General features: G+C 40.2%; 17 protein-coding genes and 2 tRNA genes. 2 read left to right on the forward strand and 17 right to left on the reverse strand.

The window, feature by feature from the left end; all coding sequences use genetic code 11:
• The 7 genes from GGR21_RS11610 to GGR21_RS11640 form a co-directional block, all read right to left on the reverse strand.
• Nucleotides 1-191: hypothetical protein (locus tag GGR21_RS11610; RefSeq protein ID WP_183307622.1), on the reverse strand; the 191-nt coding region annotated here is incomplete at its 3' end.
• A 196-nt stretch (nucleotides 192-387) separates the two neighbouring features.
• On the reverse strand, nucleotides 388-1,590 hold the full coding sequence (locus GGR21_RS11615; RefSeq protein WP_183307400.1) for a DUF1735 and LamG domain-containing protein: 1,203 nt from the start codon (nucleotides 1,588-1,590) through the stop codon (nucleotides 388-390).
• A 12-nt stretch (nucleotides 1,591-1,602) separates the two neighbouring features.
• Entirely contained in the window at nucleotides 1,603-2,583 is a 981-nt protein-coding gene (locus GGR21_RS11620) for a BT_3987 domain-containing protein (RefSeq protein WP_183307401.1), read from the reverse strand.
• Between the two features lie 23 nt (nucleotides 2,584-2,606).
• Nucleotides 2,607-3,623: a glycoside hydrolase family 18 gene (locus GGR21_RS11625; protein WP_183307402.1), complete on the reverse strand. Its 1,017-nt coding sequence runs from the start codon at nucleotides 3,621-3,623 to the stop codon at nucleotides 2,607-2,609.
• A gap of 36 nt (nucleotides 3,624-3,659) precedes the next feature.
• Nucleotides 3,660-5,258: a SusD/RagB family nutrient-binding outer membrane lipoprotein gene (locus GGR21_RS11630; RefSeq protein WP_183307403.1), complete on the reverse strand. Its 1,599-nt coding sequence runs from the start codon at nucleotides 5,256-5,258 to the stop codon at nucleotides 3,660-3,662.
• An 11-nt stretch (nucleotides 5,259-5,269) separates the two neighbouring features.
• A complete protein-coding gene (locus GGR21_RS11635; RefSeq protein ID WP_183307404.1) occupies nucleotides 5,270-8,557 on the reverse strand; it encodes a SusC/RagA family TonB-linked outer membrane protein in 3,288 nt (1,095 codons plus the stop codon).
• A gap of 252 nt (nucleotides 8,558-8,809) precedes the next feature.
• Nucleotides 8,810-9,664: a FecR family protein gene (locus GGR21_RS11640; protein WP_246348070.1), complete on the reverse strand. Its 855-nt coding sequence runs from the start codon at nucleotides 9,662-9,664 to the stop codon at nucleotides 8,810-8,812.
• 378 nt (nucleotides 9,665-10,042) lie between these two features.
• Here GGR21_RS11640 and GGR21_RS11645 point away from each other — a divergent pair, with 378 nt between their 5' ends.
• Entirely contained in the window at nucleotides 10,043-10,600 is a 558-nt protein-coding gene (locus tag GGR21_RS11645; RefSeq protein ID WP_183307406.1) for an RNA polymerase sigma-70 factor, read from the forward strand.
• 140 nt (nucleotides 10,601-10,740) lie between these two features.
• Here GGR21_RS11645 and GGR21_RS11650 read toward each other — a convergent pair.
• From GGR21_RS11650 to GGR21_RS11690, 9 genes are all read right to left on the reverse strand, one after another.
• Nucleotides 10,741-10,824: transfer RNA gene (locus tag GGR21_RS11650), tRNA-Leu, on the reverse strand.
• 9 nt (nucleotides 10,825-10,833) lie between these two features.
• Nucleotides 10,834-10,906, reverse strand: a tRNA-Gly gene (locus GGR21_RS11655).
• A 110-nt stretch (nucleotides 10,907-11,016) separates the two neighbouring features.
• Nucleotides 11,017-11,490: a hypothetical protein gene (locus GGR21_RS11660; protein ID WP_183307407.1), complete on the reverse strand. Its 474-nt coding sequence runs from the start codon at nucleotides 11,488-11,490 to the stop codon at nucleotides 11,017-11,019.
• Nucleotides 11,491-11,511: 21 nt separating this feature from the next.
• On the reverse strand, nucleotides 11,512-12,444 hold the full coding sequence (queG, locus tag GGR21_RS11665; RefSeq protein ID WP_183307408.1) for a tRNA epoxyqueuosine(34) reductase QueG: 933 nt from the start codon (nucleotides 12,442-12,444) through the stop codon (nucleotides 11,512-11,514).
• Nucleotides 12,445-12,451: 7 nt separating this feature from the next.
• Nucleotides 12,452-13,045 carry a hypothetical protein gene (locus tag GGR21_RS11670; RefSeq protein WP_183307409.1) on the reverse strand — a complete coding sequence of 198 codons (594 nt, stop codon included), beginning with the start codon at nucleotides 13,043-13,045 and terminating at the stop codon, nucleotides 12,452-12,454.
• Between the two features lie 379 nt (nucleotides 13,046-13,424).
• Nucleotides 13,425-14,330, reverse strand: coding sequence for a glycosyltransferase (locus GGR21_RS11675; protein ID WP_183307410.1), 906 nt, complete (start codon nucleotides 14,328-14,330; stop codon nucleotides 13,425-13,427).
• Between the two features lie 72 nt (nucleotides 14,331-14,402).
• Entirely contained in the window at nucleotides 14,403-16,925 is a 2,523-nt protein-coding gene (locus GGR21_RS11680) for a glycosyltransferase family protein (RefSeq protein ID WP_183307411.1), read from the reverse strand.
• A gap of 1 nt (nucleotide 16,926) precedes the next feature.
• Complete coding sequence (locus GGR21_RS11685; RefSeq protein WP_183307412.1) at nucleotides 16,927-17,850, reverse strand: class I SAM-dependent methyltransferase; 924 nt, start codon at nucleotides 17,848-17,850, stop codon at nucleotides 16,927-16,929.
• 2 nt (nucleotides 17,851-17,852) lie between these two features.
• The gene (locus GGR21_RS11690) at nucleotides 17,853-18,515 is read right to left on the reverse strand and encodes an HAD family hydrolase (protein ID WP_183307413.1); all 663 of its coding nucleotides are present in this window, start codon (nucleotides 18,513-18,515) and stop codon (nucleotides 17,853-17,855) included.
• 165 nt (nucleotides 18,516-18,680) lie between these two features.
• Between GGR21_RS11690 and GGR21_RS11695 the strand changes: the two genes are divergently transcribed.
• Nucleotides 18,681-19,283 (forward strand): nitroreductase family protein, encoded by a 603-nt coding sequence (locus GGR21_RS11695; RefSeq protein WP_183307414.1) that lies wholly within the window; start codon nucleotides 18,681-18,683, stop codon nucleotides 19,281-19,283.
• A 55-nt stretch (nucleotides 19,284-19,338) separates the two neighbouring features.
• On the opposite strand, the gene GGR21_RS11700 is transcribed toward GGR21_RS11695, so the two are convergent.
• Nucleotides 19,339-21,198: an endonuclease/exonuclease/phosphatase family protein gene (locus tag GGR21_RS11700; protein WP_183307415.1), complete on the reverse strand. Its 1,860-nt coding sequence runs from the start codon at nucleotides 21,196-21,198 to the stop codon at nucleotides 19,339-19,341.
• Nucleotides 21,199-21,206 lie beyond the last annotated feature (8 nt).

Genomic DNA, 21,206 nt, shown 5'->3' on the forward strand with positions numbered 1-21,206 from the left:
GTGACTTCCTGCCCTTTTTTCTCATACATTTCCCATCCCAACGGGCAAAGCAGCTGCCCTACTTTTTCTTCCAGGGTCATACGACCGAGAAGATCATATGTCCGCTCTTCTGCGCTTAAGGTGGGTGATTTATATTTAAAACTGTTCTGTGCAGCAGCATACAACACAAAGCAACTGCCCAACAGTATCATTAGAGTAGATGTAATTTTTTTCATAAATATCGGTATTGTTAATTGTACAGTGTTCCAGATTGCTTTATAAATCGAGCTTTATAGAACCTGTTTCATCATCGATTGGCAGATATATAACTAAAAAAAGCCCGTCAATAGTCTGTAATATACTTATTATCAGACACAGACGGACTTTTTATTTTATGAAACGGTTATGTTAGAACGGACACTTCTGGTTGTCTACCCATTCTACCGTTCTGTAAGGTTTAGCATTGTGCCCATGACCTGTCATGTCGAGTACGGTGCCATCATCTTGCAGTTCACCATTGAAGCGCCAGTAAGCAAGCAAGCCTTCGCTTGTCGGGTCAACGTAGCAGATACCGTCTTCGAGTTGGGCAGTGGTACGAGCTGTATTCCATACACGGCACTCGCTGATATATCCGTTGAACATACGTTGGTAACCTACCGAACGGCCGATAGCAAAAGTATCATCCCATGTGTGACCATCGTAAGACATACTCAGGTTGATTGTGCCACCATTCCGGGTTTCTACAAAGTGAATTTGTTCGCCGTCTAAGTAAACGCGGAGATATTGGCCGTCGTAAACTGCTGCAAAGTGCAGCCAATGGCCGGTATCAAACTCTTTCTCTGTCCAGGAGTCGTAGTGATCCTTCTGGTCAGGGTGAGTAGCCGTACCGATAGATCCTTTTGATAGTTGCAATTTATTGGTCGGATTTCCCGCACCGTCGCCAAAACGGAAGAGGAAGTTCTCTTCACAACCAACCAACGAACTGATACCGTTTGCACTGCTCGGAGTAGTCGGGAAAGAGACCGGAAGCACTTTCATCTCCAACGTCATTTGACCAAGTGCTTTTACCGGACTATCTTCCTCACCAAACGATGGTATATCGAAACAGTTGTTGCGGTTCAGGTTAGCCGCCTTAACGGTAATAACTTTAGTCAGCATTACATAGGCTGTACGCGAAGTTTCCAACACATTCATTCCCCCTTCTACAGAAGATATAGTTATCGGTATGCAATAAGAAACACCTTCCTGTAACTTTTCAGAATCTGCACTTACTTTAATTTGCGAAGACTGATGTTTTCCGGCTTCAATCACCACTTCCGAACCGCCTATTGTATAGCTACCATCGGGTGGCAACTGACAATTACGCCCCGTAGATGCATTAAATGCATCAAGTAATTCAGGTGCTGCTTTCAAAGTAATCTTAACATCAGCATCCACTTTAGCTGTCGAAGTTACTGTAACCCCCATACTTGATTGCCCGTCCACTAAGAGACGAAGGTTGGATGAGGTTAATGTTCCTGTAACATAGAGTGCATCCCCAAAATCATCGCCATTATTGCAGCCTGTGATACAAATCGCCAGCGCAAATAAATACAATATATACTTTTTCATATTCTTCATAAATTATTTTGCATAAACATTAAATATACTGACGTATAATGTAGTATTAGACGTAGTGCCCGAACTTTTAGTAATCCGTATATACCGAGTAGTAATAGGTGCATAGAAAGCACAGAACGTTGAAGCTTTTGTCATTTCGCCCACCGATCTCCATGTCGTACCATCACTACTGGTATATATAGTCATACCACTGGCAAAAACATTAGTGGCGGTAGATCGTTGCAGCCTAATGCCATCAAACGTATATTCTTTCCCCATATCAACATCCAAATTGATGGTAGGAGTACCATATAGATAGCAATAAGACGATGTGGCCGTTGTAAAAAGATACGTCAATGGTTGATAATAAGAATATATCGTTGCATTAGTTGTTGCCGACCAACCAGTCTGATCCGCTACCAACGTACCTGTAATGTCACCCACTACAGCATCGTGATTGATGTTATCTTCCGTCACAGTAACTATAAGATAAGCGAAATAAATATTCGTGCTTGGCAAAGCATCTCCACCCTCTGTGGAAGTAATACGCAATGGGATAAGATAACCATTCTCGCTTCTAAGACCGGTAAGTATACTCTCATTTTCTGTCATCGTGATGCGCAGGGTGTCTGCCGTTACCATAGCACCCGCCGGAATGGTCATGGTTGCATTCTCTATCACGAGAGCCGATGCCGGCATAGCTTCGTAATTGGTCCCGTTGGCTTCGTTATAAGCTGCAATCATCGAATTGTCAATTTCCACTGTAGCTTTAATGTTTGACGAGGCTGCTTTTGTACATTTCAGCGGAGTTTTGAATTCCAGATTAGTTACAGAACTGACAGGAGTTTGTACAATCTTGTAAGAACTTGCCTCATCCTGTAAATATACACGGTTGTATGCATCGCCAGGGAAGTCGTAAATATTTTCATCATCGCTACATGCTGTAATATTCATCATACAAAAAGCCAGCATGCCTGCATAAAATATGTTTTTTATATTTTTCATATCTATTCTTTAATTAAGATAAATCAATGAACTGCCGGATTCTGAATCTGAATACACTCTTTAAAACGGCCGTATGGAGTAGGGTTATTCTCATGTACGTTGTAATCGCGATGAATAAAGAAAGCGCCAAAACCACCTTTTCTGCCTGTGGCAGGTTTAGACCTTGCCTGCGTGTACATAGTACTCATAGTCCCTTGCCAGTTATCACCCATGTTGCAACAGAATACTACCTTCTCCGTTGGCCATGAGCCCGCACTTGTACCACCACCATACGCTTGAAGGAAGCAATAGTTGCTGTATGCAATGAGACTGGTCATGCTGGTGCTTGTCTGGTCGATATTCAACATTTTATCACAAATGCCTTCTTGCGAAGCGATTTCTTGACCATAGCGCTCCTTGATGAGTGCCAGACGTTCTTCCTTAGTGATGTCTGGGTTTGGCCCCATGTACTTCGCCATATGTTTGTAGAAATGTTCAAAATAAGATCCACTCAAGAAGTCACCTTCGGGTTCGTAGTCGGCATCAAATCCATCCAGCTCGTTATCAAACACCTGATCCAGAAAGTATTCGGCATACATCTCAATCGATTTTAGGATTGCAGCATCTCTTTCGTCGCCTGTAGGCATTGCTTTAGCCGCGTCATAGGCTATCTTAAATTCTTTTTCGTTGGTTTCCGAATCGATACGGGTAATAGCTACCGCAAGCATTTTGGTACCTTTTACTTTCTGTACGAAGCGGATTTCTTCCCAAATGGCTGTGTTTTCCTTAGCGGGAATACCACCCCACATCGAGCAAATGTCCAAACTGTCGGGCAGACCCATGAAACGTACGCCCAGAGAATTTTGCGCTCCGTATTGGGCAAACCAACCAAAAGCGATTTCTCGATCATACATCGTTGACTTATATTCGCGCAAATTTTGATAATATAAATCACTATAAGTATAAGGTTCCTGTATAGTTCCTGCTTCAATATCCGTGTCGCACGAAGCTAACGACCCAGCCACCACTATAAGAGCCAATATATATTTGATTGCTTTCATAATCAAATTAATTATTTTTTATTATTAGACTTATTTTTATCTTCTTGTATCCCACCAAAGTCTTGTCCCGGCAGCATCAGTTCCTCCCAACAAGGATACAGCAGCTTGTGTATTCTGGCTATTGTTGGAGTATTCTGTTGTTGGGAACTTCAAGCGGCTGATAAGTTCATTGCTTGCCACTTCGGTTTGGTAGCTATAAGAATTGATTCTCACAAAGCCCGGATAACCGGTACGGCGCATTTCACTCCATGCTTCCTGTCCATCAGGGAAAAGGGCAATCCATTTCTGGATCATGATACGCTCCAGTTTAATCTCTGTACTGGCACTTTCGTCCCAGGCGATAGTTCGCTGAGAAAGGGAACTGCTTACATTTGTACTGCCATTAGTAGCAGGATTAGTGTATGAAGTAAGAGGCAAACTGGTTGTATTGGCAATGTAGGCATCCACACCGGAAGCACCTTTGGACGAGAAGGAAGTCTTTATACCTTCTTCGTAATAAGTCTGTACGGTTTCTGTTCCCAGATTCAACCGAAGTTTCGCTTCGGCCAGCAAGAAGTAAGCTTCGGCTGCATCCATCCACGGCATATCGCTGTTCGTCTCAAAATTAAGGCCGGAAGCGGCAGCTACATAGGTATCTTTTGAGATACCGGTCATACCGTTTCTTACGCCATGGTAATTGCCGTCTCTTGTTGCCGGACGGAAGTATCTGGAGATACGTGGATCGCCGTAACCGTTCAGGTAACAATCCATTGTAGCACCCATACGCATATCCTGGAAACTTTCGCTTACCTCCCAGATAGGGTTGGTGAATGTGAAAGATGTGTTTTGATGCAGGATGGCAGAGTCATCGGCAGAAGTCATCAAACCATAGCTATGGTTAATGGCTGCAGTAGCTTCTGTTATCGCTTTAGACTGATCAACAAAAGAAATACGCATAGCCAGGCGCATACGCAAGGTGTTGGCAAACTTGATCCATTTGCTTACATTGCCACTATAAATATAGTCGTACTGTTCCATGTATTTAGACGAATTATTGCTACTATAGGCTACTAATGCTTCGATAGCCTCGTCCAACTCATCAAAGAACTGATAGTACACATCTTTTTGACTGTCGTAAGGTACCTGAGTAGAAGTTCCGAACTTGCTGTAAGGAATCGGCCCGTACATATCTGTAATGCGACTCATTCCCAATACTTTCACGATAGTGGCCATTGCTCTCGCCGGAGAATCTTCATCCGTTACCTCTGTGATAGATTTCCACGGTTGCATAATGTAGGTATATGCGTCTTTGAAAGGGGCATCGTACCAATCTTTATAAAGTGCATAGTGGTCGTTGTGGTAAGTAGTGTAGCTATAAGTATTGATATTGGCAATATAGCTGGCAAAAATGTCTCCGGTAAGCATCTGTGTGATTTGATATTCACCGCCCAGATCTTTACCTACTATAAATACGCCTTTCTCCATTTGAACAAAGTATGCGCCTGTGTTCAGGTTGTCCTGCTCCATTTGTTCAGGCGTTACTTCATTCGGATTGATGTTCCATTTTTCAAACGAATCGGTACAAGAGGAGAAAAGTAAACTTCCCATCAGGAACGCACCGCTAATTATTTTTGTATATTTCAATATTCGTTTCATCTTAATAATTCTTAGAAGTTAAGTTTAACAGAGAAACCAAGGTTGCGTAAGCTCGGTTGCATGAAGTAGTCCATACCACTAAAGTGTGTGCCTGTACTAGCCGTCAATTCCGGATCGTAAGGAGCCTTGCAATAGAACATAAACAGATTGCGTCCGGTAAACGCCACATTCATACCCTGAAGCCAGGAAACATATTTTCTGACAGGCACATCATAACCTAAAGTAAGTTCTCCCAAGCGAACATTAGTAGCACTATACACATACATAGAACCGGCACCTGTACCTACTGTCTGGTAATACTTTTGAGCTGCAGGAACCAGATATCCATTGATCACAACACCGCCGGCATCGCGGGCATCAGCCGATGCCTTTGATGTTCCATAAGCGTCCATCAATGCTTGTGTCATAGATACGCCCACGCCGCCTACACGGGCATTAATAAGGAATCCAAGTGTTATTCCTTTATAACTAAACGAGTTACGCCATCCGATTGTATATTTGGCTTGTGAATTTCCGGCATATATCCAACCGTCTTTCCGGTCTCCTGCATTATTATCAACTGCGACTGTGTTATTCACGTAGTCTACATCGATATATCCATGTTCATCTGTGCGCAATGCCGTTACAAAGAGATCGCCAATGGAACCGCCTTCTTCCAGACGGGTCATTACATTACCAATACCACCTAAATCCAGCACATCTTGCTCTACTGTCAGCCCATCAGCCAGTACGGTCGGATTCAATAGCTTCTTGATCTTGTTTCGGTTAATGGTGTAGGTAAATGTCGAATTCCATTTTACAGGACCAATTGGTTGATCAATTGACAAGCTGGCTTCAATACCTTTATTATCTACCTGCCCACCGTTGATATAAATCGAAGTATATCCCGAAGAAGCAGAAAGTGCCGGATTAAACAACTGATTGTAAGTAGATGTTTTATAAAGAGATACGTTCAATGCGATTTTATCGTTCCAGAAACGGGATTGCAAACCGGCTTCCCATGCTTTGGTACGCTCAGGCTTAATATCCGTATTTGGATAAGTAGAAGCTGTAGTAGGCGTTCCCGACTCATAAGGATAAGTCTGGTAAGCAATATAACGTGTTGGTGCATTACCTACTTCACTGTAAGAGCCACGCAACTTCAAAAATGGCAATATATCACTCTTGATAGGCAACAAATCCGTAAGGATAGCTGACAATCCCACAGAAGGATAGGCTACATAGTCAGTATTGGTCCATGCTAAAGCTGACGACCAATCAATACGGCCGGTTACGTCAAGGTAAAGTTTACTTTGCCATCCGACTTGTGCAGTAGCGAAGATAGACTGCGTTTGGTCATGGTATCCATCCTGATCGAATTTTGCCTTCGATTGGTTCAGATTTTTTAACGTAAAGCTGTTTGCCACAGAGTTAAGATCTCCACCTACGCTATAATACTTATAGTCAACATCCTGAATACTGGTACCGACAGTGGCCATCACAGAGAAATCGCCAAAGTATTTATCGATGTTCAACATCATATCTCCATAAAGCTGTCGGGTAGAATAGTCGTCTTTGTAGTAAGCGCCATATGTTCCGGCGAAAATAGCATCGGTAGAAGCCGAATATTTCTTCTCGTTAATAGCAGAAGTATAGTCTATTTTGGCACGTCCGCCAAGGGTGACACCTTTCGCTATTTCGTAGTTTAATCCTGCACTCATAAGGAAACGGTTCTTGCGATTGATGAAATTGTCGCGGTTGGTGATCCAATATGGATTTTGCATACCCAAACCCATATTACCCCAAGGCCAGTATTGAGTTTTAAATCCACGGCTCTCATCGTACATTTCAAACAATTTATATGTTTCGAGACTATAGCTCGGCGACATCAGGTAAGTAGATACGATAGGATTGAAATACTGACCTTGAGAAACCATGTTCCGCTCACGTACGTTCATGTAGCTGGCATTAAGATCGAGACGCAGCTTATCATTCAACATATTGGTCGTATTACGGATGGTTACATTATAGCGATCAAGCGTATTATTTTGCACAATGCCTTCTGCGTTGGTAGCAGCCAGAGACAGAAATGTCTGATTCTTATCAGTACCATTACTTATGGTCAGTGAATTCGTTTCATTCCACCCAGTTTGGTAGAAATCCATAGGATCATAGCTGCTTGGCTGGGCTAGTTTTTGTCCCCAACTCTGAAGTGAACCCGTGGTAGCACCATATGTATTTTGGAACTCCGGTGTAATAAATGGATTATAGAAAGATGTATGGTTTGCATAGTTAACGCGTAATTTGCCTGCCGAACCTTTCTTGGTAGTAATCATTATAACTCCGTTTGCAGCTTCGCTACCATAAAGAGCAGAAGCGGCAGCACCACTCAGTACAGATATATTTTCAATATCTTCGGGATTGATCATGGAAGCTCCGTTACCCGATTGCCCCATTCCTGTAAAGTGGTCGCTTGGTTGTGTTGTTTCCAATGCAGGCATAGGAATACCATCGATTACATATAACGCATTGTTATTTCCTGATAGTGATTTCGCGCCACGCATCACAACTTTAGCTCCACCACCGATACCGGATGAACTAGAGTTAATAATCACACCTGCAATCTTACCGGACAAGCTGTTCATGAAGTTGGCATCTTTTACACCTACAATTTCATCACCGGACAACTCTTGTACATTATAGGAGAGTGCTTTTGCTTCTTTCCTTATACCCAGGGCTGTAACAACCACAGCATCAAGCATCACCTGATCTTCTTGTAATTCAATTTTTAACTCCTGGTTATCGGTTACCTTTACCGTTACGGATAAGTAACCTACATAGGTAAATTCAAGAATATCACCTTTTTCTACAGACAGGGAAAAACGTCCTTCTATATCGGTGACTGTACCATTATCGGTACTTTTCACCCTTATATTCACTCCAATCAAAGGGTCGCCTTGAGCGTCTCTTACAATACCATTGACATTGATACGTGGATTCTGTTGAACCAAATCTGTTTTTGTTGTTGACAAGATGATTTGTTTATCAACGATAGTATATGCAACATTCGTTCCACGAAATACTTCATTAAGAATATCAGAGATGTTTCCGGATGTGTTTTTTACAGAAACGATGCGATTCTTCTGAATCGTTTGATCATTATAGAGGAAAACGTAATCGGAGTTTTCTTCTATCATATTCAGGACTTGCTCTATTGAGATATTAGATACAGAAATGGGAACTCTCGTTTTTTGAGCATATCCATTCATGGCAGAAAGCTGCATTACTGCAGTCAGAAGCAGTACCAGTGTGATTCTCATACATAAAGGAAGTTTAAGGTTTAAAGCATAATATGGATATAATGCTTTAAATGAATGATTTTTTTTCATACATTTGCGGTCAACTAGTTTGTTACTAAAATGAACTATTGTCGATTTTCGGTTAGTGTTTGGAGACTCTGCACCGTAAATCTAGAATCTGGGGAAGAGACTGTGTCTATAGACAGTCTTCTTCCTCTTGTATTTTTCAGGTCTGTACTATTTCATAGGCTTTTTATGTATTTAATAAGGTTATTAATTCAAGTCAATTATTATCTTTTTCTTAGTAAATGTATCATCAGGCCGCTGTTCCGAATCTTGTGTCTTCCATTTCAATGCTGCTGATTTCGACAAATAGTCCAAGATTTGAGGCAGAGTTTCGTTTCGGAAGGTAGCCCGGTACTTATATTCTTTATTATATCTATTATTAAATTCTATCTCGACGTTGAAATGTCGTTCCAGACGTTTGAATATCTCTTCCAATGAGGCATTTCTAAAAATTAATTTACCATCTTTCCATGCGACTTTCTCATAGACATCTACTTTATTTTTTATTGATTTGTGATCTTGTTTTTCGTAAAATAAATGTTCTCCGGGAAGCAGTACTATAGTCCTTTGATCTGGGGTTATTATGTTTATTTTTCCTTTTTCTAAAACTGTTTCGATATATGATTCATCTGCATAAGCGTTAATGTTAAACTGTGTACCATATACATATACACTCAATCCATGAGGCATATTTACATAAAACGGGTTCTTCGGATCAGCCTGTACGTCAAAGTATGCTTCACCTTCCAGATTCACTATTCTTTCATTTTTAGAAAATGTTACCGGATGGCGTAATTTCGTTCCTCCGTTGAGCCAAACAACTGATTTGTCTGGCAGTTCATAACGTGTAATCGTCCCCATAGGGGTCTTCACTTCTGCATATTGAATGACATCTTCCGGTTCCGAGAAATTCAGATAAAACAAGACTAGTGTACTTATCAATAAAGGTAAAGATAAGAATGCGGCATATCGCATACACTGTCTTTGAAACTGTCTGTTTTTTTCTTTTCGTATCTTCTTTTGTGTTCGTTGATAAGCGACCTCAACATCTATCGCTTCCATTTCTTTTATATCGTCTGCTATGGATAAGGAAAGCCGAAGGTTGTGTAACTCATTACGCAATTCTTCTGAGGCTTCCAATGCTTTTTCCACATTTCGTTGTTCCTCTTGTGTGCATTTGCCTAAGCAATAATTCAATAATAATTCGTGGTCAATCATGTACCCGGGTTGTTTAACGTGTTTATATTTTCTCTTTTTACCTGATTTAATATTTCTTTGTTTTATATATAATACAACCGGACAGGAATAAAAGGACAGGGTAACTGATTTTTTTCATAGAAAAATGCAAATCAAAATACATATTTAAAAATAAAGGCGCTTTTTTGCTTAGATTTGTGCCTGCTCTTTTTTTGTCTAACTTGCGTTATATATTGTTGCTGTATGAAGGACACACTATCTAATTATAGTAAAGAAGCTAATTTTAAGACATTATACGAAAAGTATTATGCTCCTTTCTGCTTATATGCTAAAAGATTTATAGAGGACCGGCATTTAAGAGAAGATATTGTATCAGACGTATTTGCCATGCTATGGAGAAAAAGGGATGAGATCGATCTGAAATCGGAAACTGTTTTAGCTTACCTCAAAATGTGTGTAAAAAACAGTTGTCTGAATCATATCAGACACCTTCATTATGAAATAGAGTACGCTGAAAGTTATAAGAATAAAAAACCGTTATACGAGCTGGCGCCAGATTCTGTATATAATCTTGAGGAACTGTACGAATTATTATATCAAAGTTTAGAAAAACTGCCCGAAAACTACCGGATTGTTTTCTCAAAACGATTTTTTGAAGGAAAGACCCATGCAGAAATAGCCGAAGAAATGCAGTTGAGCGTAAAGTCCATCGACCGGTACAAACAAAAAGTAATCGAGATTCTCCGGCAAGATCTGAAGGATTATCTTCCGCTATTATTCATTGTCTGTAGCTATTCATAATCTGTTCGCATGCTGAAATACCAGGACCCGCATTTAACGGTTCTTCATAGCTGATCGGATTACACCCATTTAGTTTTCTGAGAAAAAGGCATACAAAAAAGCGACTATCATTATATGATAATCGCCTGATTTTGAATCTGTACCCGGAGCGGGACTTGAACCCGCACAACCGTAATGGTCACAAGATTTTAAGTCTTGCGTGTCTACCATTCCACCATCCGGGCAGCCTAAAGAGCGAAAAACGGGACTCGAACCCGCGACCCCGACCTTGGCAAGGTCGTGCTCTACCAACTGAGCTATTTTCGCATTTTTACTGCCTGGGAATATCTTTTAGTTGACTTTTCAACTTCTATTCCTTTTTAGCGAGTGCAAATGTAAAAAATGTTTTTACTTTTTGCAAGGTTTAAGAGGTAAATTTAACGGGTAATATAATAAACATCTGTTTCCGATGTATTTACCACCCTGTATCGTTGCAAATGCAAACCTGAGGATTCTTCTTTTACCCGGCCATTGGCCATCAGGTCATAGACACGACCGCATTTTTCACATTTAGCTGTTCCATCATCAGAAGCTTTCACCCGAATATTCGCTGCTTTTTCATTGGGACAGCTAAGATCGAAGGCGAAAAGATCGGGTACATTGGTCGCATATATACTGTTTACGACAACCAACCCTCCATAGCCTAACGACTCTCCACTGAGAACAGGGTAACTTCCTTTGACATATTCCCTATAAGTACCCGGTGTTTTTAATACAGCATCCACACCTTTCAAATTAATCTTAAAATTTACTAGATAAACCGGAAGTACATCATTTTCTTCCTCCTTTCCACATCCAAGGAAAAGAATACTGACAATACCTATTATTGATATATATTTTAATATTCCCATCTTATTAAAAACTAAATTTTATTACAAATATTTCTTTCTGTACAACTTCAATGCTTCCAGATTACGTTTCAGCCCACTGTATTTTGCTCGCTTAACAGCCGAACCTTTAAATATCCGCTGATATTCGTCTACAGTCAACTCGTCCAGTTTATCTATAGATAAATCTAAAAATAATTCATTGGGATTGAATGCTTCCGTTCTATGCGGACGGGCATATCTGTTGTAAGGGCAGACCTGCTGGCAAATATCGCACCCATAGAAACGATTATTCAGATTCGGAATTATGCCACCGTCTATATCCCCTTTATTTTCTATAGTCTGATAAGAGATGCATTTCCGGGCATCAACTACTTTCGGTTTCACAATAGCTTTTGTGGGACAAGCATCGAGACAACGGGTACAGTTCCCGCAAGATAAATCCAATGGCTTGTCATAATCCAGTTCCAAATTGACTATCAACTCTCCCAAAAATAAATATGAACCTTTCTTCGGTATAATTAACAATGAATTTTTTCCGATAAATCCCAATCCTGCCTTCGCCGCCCAGTAACGTTCCAATACAGGTGCAGTATCCACAAAAGCCCGTCCCTGCAAAGACGGTTCCAATGATTTTATATAATCGAAAAGCTTATTGAGTTTATCCTTCACTACATCGTGATAGTCTTTACCATAAGCGTAATATGCAAATTGCGGATGGCCTTCGGGCTGCTTTACCGCAGGATAATAATTTAATGCGACACAAACTATGGAACGTGATCCTTCAACTAACAAGGCCGGATTTAACCGTTTATCCTTGTTTCGGGCCATATAATCCATATCCGCGTGATATAAATTATTGATCCAATCCTTATAATACCCCTGTTGTTCTACATCTACATCCGAAACCTTACAGATGCCACAGGCATCGAAACCCAGTTCAGATGCATATTTCTTTATTTGGGCAGATGTGACCAAAGCTTTATTATTTCTGTCGCTTACTTACTCGTTTTACTCCAAAATAATCATACGCTGTAGGATCGGCATAAATCTCTTCCTTTGTATTTTTATTTCTGAAAATAACAAAGTCATGATCTTTAAACCATCCATCCTTGGCATTCTTGTGCATATTATTGCCAAACAGATAGAGTTTTCCTTTTTTAGGTCTGGCTTCCCAGTCCTTGTCCATCCCAAACCTTTTCAACAGATAATTGCCTGTAGCCGCAGTAAAGGCAGCGTATCCAATGCAATTTGCACCTCCGTTCTGGAATGCTTTTAAAGGCTCATTATCCTTGTATTCGAATGAAAAGTCGAGCGTCTTACTTGTTATCTCCTGCGACAGATCTATTATCTGATCGATGTCGATATTTTCGTCCAGTGATTCATCATTCGGCAAACTCTGATTGATATAAGATGCCAGAGCATCATCTTTCAGCTCGTAGTTCTTCCGGCCACCACCGTCCTCATACTTGACAGCTGCCCTGTATATATTCCCTTTCAACATGAAAGCCAGAAACAAAACCGCTACAACAATAATGACTATAGCAATAATATTTCCTTTTATATCTTTTTTCGCCATAATATATTTTCGTTTGAGTTATGCAATATATTTATTATCAATATAATTTCAATAAAAACTGACAAACTTTACAGATTTTTTAGTTATCAATCAAAAATTACCAATTAACAAAAAAGTTACAAAAGTTACACTTTTGCAGCATTTTCTTTGTATAGGTGAGCCCATATACTTGCCCGTATCGATCCGAGCAGACACGCCGGTCTGGCCTCCTACAGTTACCATTTTTGACTAAACCTGACACATCTGACAAAAAACGAAAAACTTGTTTACTTGTATCTCGTTTACTTGTCAACTTTATCCATTTCAAAGATCCTCCTACTTACTCCTTAACTACTTCAACTCCTCTGACAACTCCCTGTATAGATAAACTTTCTAAAATTTATTTACCTAACAATCCCTTTGTCACATTCCATCTGAACTGCAATAACTTCCACCCCTTATTGGGAGATAATATGACAGTATAACCCGCAAATAAGATAACGGAAGCTATCCATTTTTTACATTCCGAAAATACTCTGTTTCGGAAAGCTTTTTCGGAAATCATTTTTGTGCGGATTCGTTCACTTTTTCCAATAGAATATGTAATTCTTTTGAAAAAATCAACTGTCAGTTTTTCTTTGGGAATATGATGATAAATCGGAATACCCGGAAAATAATAACATTCCACGTTATTTTCTATCAGGCGCAGGAACATATCCTTATCTTCTGCACCTAACAATGATTTAGCCTTACGCCCCAGCTCTGTATTGAAGTTACCGTATTGTTCAAATAATTCCTTTTTTATAATAGCATGCCCCGTCCCCGGATAATCAGACGGGCCAACAATCTTCACTTTATCACCTTTATAATAATATCCTGTAATAAGCCTTTTGGTAAAGTGAGACATCCACTTCGGCTCACTCGTCTCATATACCGGCAGTACGGCCGTAGCGCCCAGTTGAGCCTCAGAATAAGCTGTCAGGTAATTATCCAGTTTTTCAAGATAGAAATCGTCTATTGTCTCATCGTCATCTATAAAAACAATATACTCTCCCCCAGCCTCTTTTATTCCCCTGTTGCGGGCATAAGATATACCTTGTTCGGTTTCGAGTATATATCTCATCTGCACCTCCGGATATTCGGCCGCGATAGTGTCAAATACAGCTTTAGTATTATCAGGGCTGTTATTGTCAACCATCAGAAGTTCGAAATTGGTATCGGTAAAAGTTTGCAAACACACAGCCCGCAAACTTGCCGCAATATATTTCTCCCGGTTATATGTACAGATAATGACCGAAAAACGCACGATGTTAATATATTAATTATAAACTCAAGCCCCACCAACCTCCCCTTCGGGGAGGCTTTCCCCCTTCGGGGGTTAGGGGGCCTTATCCTTATCCACAGACCTTTTAATATAAAAGCCTAATGTTATCAGAAGCAATAAGACCACAGCCAGAGACGAGAATGTACTCACTTTCCGGCTAAGGAAATAGTTATGCGGCTCGAACTTAAAGACAATCTCATGTTCTCCCGCAGGTACACGCATCGCCCTCAATGTCCAGTCGGCACGGAAATGAGGAACTTCATTACCATCGAGATAAGCCTGCCAGCCATCGGCATAATAGATTTCCGATAATACAGCCAGTTGCTCACTCGCTGTTTTCGACCTATATTTAATCATATCCGGTTTATACTCTATCATTTCCATCGTAGCCAGAGAATCAGGAAGAATGGTCAACCCTGATAGTTCCCCTTCGAAACGTTTATCTATTACTGCTGTTTTATGTGCATTAAGAGTATTTAGCGCAGCAATCTCCTGATCGGCGTTTTCTACAAATTTATATTCATCTACAAACCAGGCGTTACCCATCGCATCTGGATTCTGTAAAGGTGGTTGCTCTGGATGGTAGATCACATATTTCGCATTCAGCATATTCAATGCCGTCAGGTTTCGGAATGAAGCCATTATCGTGTCCACATTTTGAGACTGGAACGAATTGATAATCGTATTCATCTCATTGGTAATCTGAAACTCTATCAATTCCTGATAACGTTTCAGCTTAGCCGCATGATAGCCACCTATCGACTTATGGTAATATGAGGTTTTACTCTCCTGGAATGTATTATTCAGATTCAATACCCTGTACGACGGATGTTTATCCTGCAAGATAGCTTTATCGGCAACAGTCTGAGGAAACTCGGCCGATAATATAGTTTCTTTCTTCATAAAGTTGGAATCGTTCAGGTAACGTTTGTCAACTCCCCAAAGATCTATGACAACCAAAAGAATAAGAGCCAGAGATGAGAATAAGGCCACTTTCGTAGCTTCCAGTTTTGTACGGAGAGAGAAAAACAATACCCCGGCAGCCAGAACAATAAATACCAGCGAGCGCAGGGCATCGGAAGAGAGCAAATCTTTCCGGTCGGCAATCAGCGCATTGTAGTACCAGTCGGGCATCTGACTTTTCCACGCGGCATCAGATTCTGCGATAAAATTAAAGAAGAAGCCCGGCGCGATCCAAAAGAACAGGCTAAATCCACCTATTACTCCGGCTGATATATAAAGTGCTTTTTTCAGTTTTTCCTTATCTATCTCACCCGAGAAGAATTCTTTAATTCCCCAGACAGCCATCATTACCATTGTCAGAGCGGGTATAACCAATGCTGTCGACACAGCCCTGAATTTACTGTAAAGTGGAAAATGATAGAAGAACATATCGTTGAACCACTCCATATTTTTACCCCAGGCCAGAAATATAAATAGTACGGTAGCGCCGAAGAGCCACCATTTCAGTTTATTACGAACTATGATCATTCCCAAAAGAAACAGGAAGCAAACAATAGCCCCGAAATATACAGTTCCTTGTGTAAACGGTTGTGAACCCCAATAAGCATAAGATTGTATACCATCCGCTTCCAATTGAGCTCCATAACCCTGCTTTACCATTTCCTGATATAGATTCGACGATTTACCGAGCATCGCACCCGATGATCCTCCATAAAAGTTAGGGATCAGCAATGTGAATGTTTCAGCCTTACCATAACTCCATGCAAAAGCATAATCTTTATCGAGTCCCGAAGATTGTTTTTCGGTATTAGTTGGAGTGGTTAATTCAGATTTTCCGCGGATACTGGTTTCCGCCATTTCCATATTACCATAGATATTCCCCATGTTGCAGGCGAGGGCGAGGGCGAGGGCAATAAGCATCACACCCGATGCTTTCAACAATGATTTTATATCTTTTTTTGTTATCTTTTCTACAATATAACCTATATAAAGAATAGCACAAAAGATTCCCGTATAATAGGTCATCTGCAGGTGATTGTTCTTTATTTGCAAGGCTAGCCCTAACGCCATCAGCACCCCTCCCAGGAGTATCTTATCTTTGAACAAGGCCATAATGCCAGCTACGATAAGAGGCAGATAAGCCAATGCCCACGCTTTGGTAACATGTCCGGCCTCCAATATCACGAAATTATAGGATGAAAAAGAATAGGCCACCGCTCCCAATGCAGAAACGACTGGGCTGAATCCCATCAGCACAAAGAGGATATAAGCCATGATCATACCGGCAAATACTGGTCCGGCAGTATTATTTCCCAAAGCTTTAAATGGCTTTTCCACATAATTGAGGAAGTCGGTTCCCCCGCCCATTACTCCGATCTGATAGGCAGGCATACCCGAAAACATAGAACCCGTCCACGCCGAAGATTTACCCTCATCATAATAATAGTCACGGATTTCTTTCGATCCACCCTGATATTGAGTCACATCATGTTGTGACAGGACTTTACCTTCCAGCACCGGACTGAAATAGACAAGTGTTATGGCAAGAAATGCTATAACTGCAACAATATGCGGCAAAATGGCTTTAAATAATGATTTCTCTTTGTTAATCATTTTATATCTTATTTAATTGTTTCTTTTTCAGAATATACACCAGTGAACTCACCCGATCGGGCTTTCCTATACTACGAAGGAAGAAAAAACCTCCTTTCACAAGTCCCACAAGGCTACCCAGAAAAGTTCCTTTATTCTTTTCACTCAACATAGATATATAGAAAGTATCAAAATACATAGGCTTCACAGCAATCAGTTCAAATTGACGCCTCTTGGCTAGGTGCTCGAAGTCTGCCGGAGAAAAATGCCATAAATGGCGCGGCACATCATAAGCCGCCCAAAATTCTCCGTAATGCCTTGCATCCAGAGAATCTTTATTAGGCAGAGCTACCACAAGAGTGCCATTATCTTTGAGGACACCTTGTATATATTCCAGCACTCTATTCAGATGCTCCAGATGCTCCAGTACATGCCACATGGTAATAACATCTTTAGTCTTACATGGAATCTCATACAAATACTCGGAAGCCTGGCTGTCTATTCCAAATTTCTGCTTGGCATATTTGCGTGCATCTTCCGAGATTTCCACTCCGGTCACAATCCATTTACGCTCTTTCATCTTATTCATAAAATAGCCTGTACCCGAACCTATATCCAAAAGCATACCTTTTTTGATTTCAGCATATTTTGAAACCAGCCTGGCTTTCGACCTTAGAGATATCTTACGCACCTGATGATAAAGAAAATTAATCAATCCCTTATGTGTATCGGAATGGGAGACGTATTCAGGAGCATCGTAATAGCGCCCTATTTCACTTTCTACAGGAAAATCCTGTGTGAAGGCAAATGAACATACCTTACATTTACATATTTCGAATTGTTCTTTTGTTGTCAAATAGTCCTTACATGACAGAAAATGTTCAATTTCGACACTTCCGCATACGGGACAAATAGTAGTATGAATTTTATTTAGTGTTTTGCTCATTATTATCGTGGCATAAATTGAGTTCGGTCTACTTCATCAAAGTTTCTTATTATCTGACAGTCTTTCCAGTCGGTATAATCGTCACCGTTAGAATTTACAACTATTATTTTACCAGCCCGGGCATTTTTTGCCGATTGTAATCCGGCTACAGCATCTTCAAAGACAATTACCTCACCGGGTTTCCTTCCTATAATATCCATTGCCATCAGATATATTTGCGGATCGGGTTTGCCTTTTATCTTTCCATTATTATAAACGATTTTATCATATTCGAACCATCGGGTCAATGGCAAATGCCCGAAATAAAAATCTACATTTTCTTTACCCGAAGCTGTCGCTATAGTGAATGGTATATCATTATCTTTCAGAAAATCGAGAAAATCCGTTGCACCAGGGGCTAACACCATATCGGTTTGCAAACACAGTTCCTGATAAAGCCCTTCCTTTTCCAGTATATATTTTTGAATTTCTTCTTCAGCCAGAGGTTTACCGAATAAAGAAATAAACAAATCTTTGTTATTCTTTCCATGCATTTTACTGAATTTATCCTCATCGGAAAGACTAAGTCCATAACGTGTGAGGAAAATATCCCAAGCCTTGTTATGCAAGCTGGTATCCCAGAACAACGTACCATTAAAATCAAAAACTACACCAGAAAATGACATATAAAAATCCGTTTATTTTATCCGAAATTTGCCACAAATGTACGAAATACTTAGATATATAGATATTTAAAGACCTAACTATTATTATTTTTATACATATTCCTAAAACTTTCCTTCTTCCTTTTACGTTAATAAAACAAACAAAACAATTTAACACATATAATTATGAAAAAAGATTTAATGAAAGCAATCGAAAACCGCAGAAGTTATTATAACATAAGCAATAACAGTCCTATTTCTGACAATGAAATAAAGGAAATTATAGATTTTGCCGTATTGAATGTGCCGTCAGCCTTCAATTCCCAGTCTACAAGAGTAGTCCTCCTGTTAGGAGAAAGTCACAAGAAACTGTGGAGTATAGTAAAAGAAACTTTACGCAAAATGGTTCCTGCAGAATCATTCGGCGCTACCGAAGCAAAAATAGACGGAGCTTTCGCCGCAGGATATGGTACAGTACTGTTCTACGAAGATCAGGATGTAGTGGAAGGATTACAGAACGCTTTCCCTACCTATAGCGCAAACTTCCCTATATGGTCGCAACATACTTCGGCTATGCACCAGTTCACTATCTGGACATTGCTCGAAGAAGCTGGATTCGGTGCTTCTCTTCAACACTATAACCCAATTATAGACGAAGAAGTGGCAAAAACATGGAAAATAAGTTCTAAATGGAAACTGGTTGCACAGATGCCATTCGGAACCCCGACCGGAGAACCCGGAACAAAAGAATTTCAACCGTTGGAAAACAGAATAATGGTTTTCAAATAAAGGCGGTTTTATATATGATGAAATCCTGGACGAATGGCCAGGATTTCCTTTTTTATCAAAGGTCGAGGTTCAACAATTCTTCCCCTTTTACATTTAAAATCCTCAGAGTCATTTTATCGCCTTTTTTCTCAAGAATAGAAACTGTAGCGCTCTTTTCATTATTTCCGCCACCTATCACCACAGGGTATATGTTCCCTTCTTTTCCTACAGGGATATATTCATGACGATGCGTATGAGCATTCAGGGAAATATTGAATCTCGCTTTTGACAATATAGGTTCCCATAAATCCTTACAAGGATTATACGCATCAAGATTCCTGCCATAAATAGGGATGTGGTGGATCAGTACTCTTTTAACTGCTTTCTTATATTCATTCGAAGCGATCTCCTTTTTCAAAAATTCGGCCTGATCCTGACGGTAATGAGTGAAGTCATTCATATCGTAATAAACCCAATGGTCGTCTGGTTTATCCTCGCCACAATCGAGCAATACAAAACGGGTATCACCCAGATTAAAAGCTCCATAAGAATGAGTGCCTCCTTTTTTATCCAGTAAGTTCCACAAAAACATGGAATAAGCCCCCCTTGTCTCATGGTTTCCACGGATAAATATAGATGGTATGCCTGCCCCATTCATCTTTTCGCAATAGTGGGAAATGCTCCTTACTGCATTCGACTCACTCTGCACATCAGCAATACAATCACCATTGTAAATAACGAAATCATAATCGACAGTTTTCACCTGTTCCGATAGTTTATCGAACAGAGAGTAATTATCGTGAATATCGTTAAATATAATAGCGGTAAAGTCTTTCTTTCTATCATCCCATGTTGTAAATGAATGTACCGGAGTACGCACTGTATCACCAAATTCTTTTTTATATGGCTGGTATAATGTAATTTCCTGCGATACGGCACGATAATAATATTTTGTTCCCGGCTTCAGGTTTTCGATCCTGATGCGGTTTATCTTATTATTGGCAATGGCTTCGCCTTCGGCAAAGGTGCGTACACGCTGCATATTTGTACTGTCTGTTCCATATTCTACCCAACTGCGACAAGGCACATTTGTTATCCACATCACAGTCATACCATCAGTAGACGGATTTTGCAGATAGGGTTCTGTACGCATCACATTATCGATATTTGTCTTGAATCTGACGTCCGCAAAAACCGGACGATGGTCGGATGCTACCTTTTCATCTACTACCCTCGTCTGTAAAACAGAATAAGTTTGGTTATTTGCTGTATATCCGGCGATATAATCAATCGTTTCTTTGGGTTCATTCGCTGGGAAAGTCGCGCTCTTCACATTATTCAAAAGTTTCCAACTCCCGGTAAAACTCTTTATTTCATCAGAATCTGGTTTCGCATTCAGGTCTCCCATCAAAATAACAGGTTTAGCGTATTTTTTTGCTTCTGCACTTATGATCTCCATAGATGATTGCCTGTCTGTTTCATTCAGGGAAAGATGTACGTTAAAAACAATATATTGTTCAAATTCACAAATAAGCAGAACTCTCTTCTCTTCTCTTCCGGGAAGAGGTATATGATGGGAAGACAGAGGGCGTTTCTTTGACAATATACCGATTCCATATTTTCCACCATCATAGTCAATTGCTGCGGCATAAGTATAATGCAAACGGATAATATCGGCTAATTCTTTTAAGACGTCCACTTTCTGGCTTCTGTTTGTTACACTATCCAGCTCCTGTAAAGCGACTACTTCAGGGTTTATAGCTTCTATAATACCGGCAATTCTTTTGTAATCAACATTATTGTCAAGGCCTTTTGCATTCCGGATGTTATAGGACATCATCCTGAACGTATTCTCCTCCTGAGCAGGTGTTTTTATCTGGGCATTAATAAAATAAAACGGAAATAATATTAAAGCCGATAAGAGAACTTTTTTCATGATATTGA

This window comes from Dysgonomonas hofstadii, from assembly GCF_014196915.1.
Classification (GTDB): Bacteria; Bacteroidota; Bacteroidia; order Bacteroidales; family Dysgonomonadaceae; genus Dysgonomonas; species Dysgonomonas hofstadii.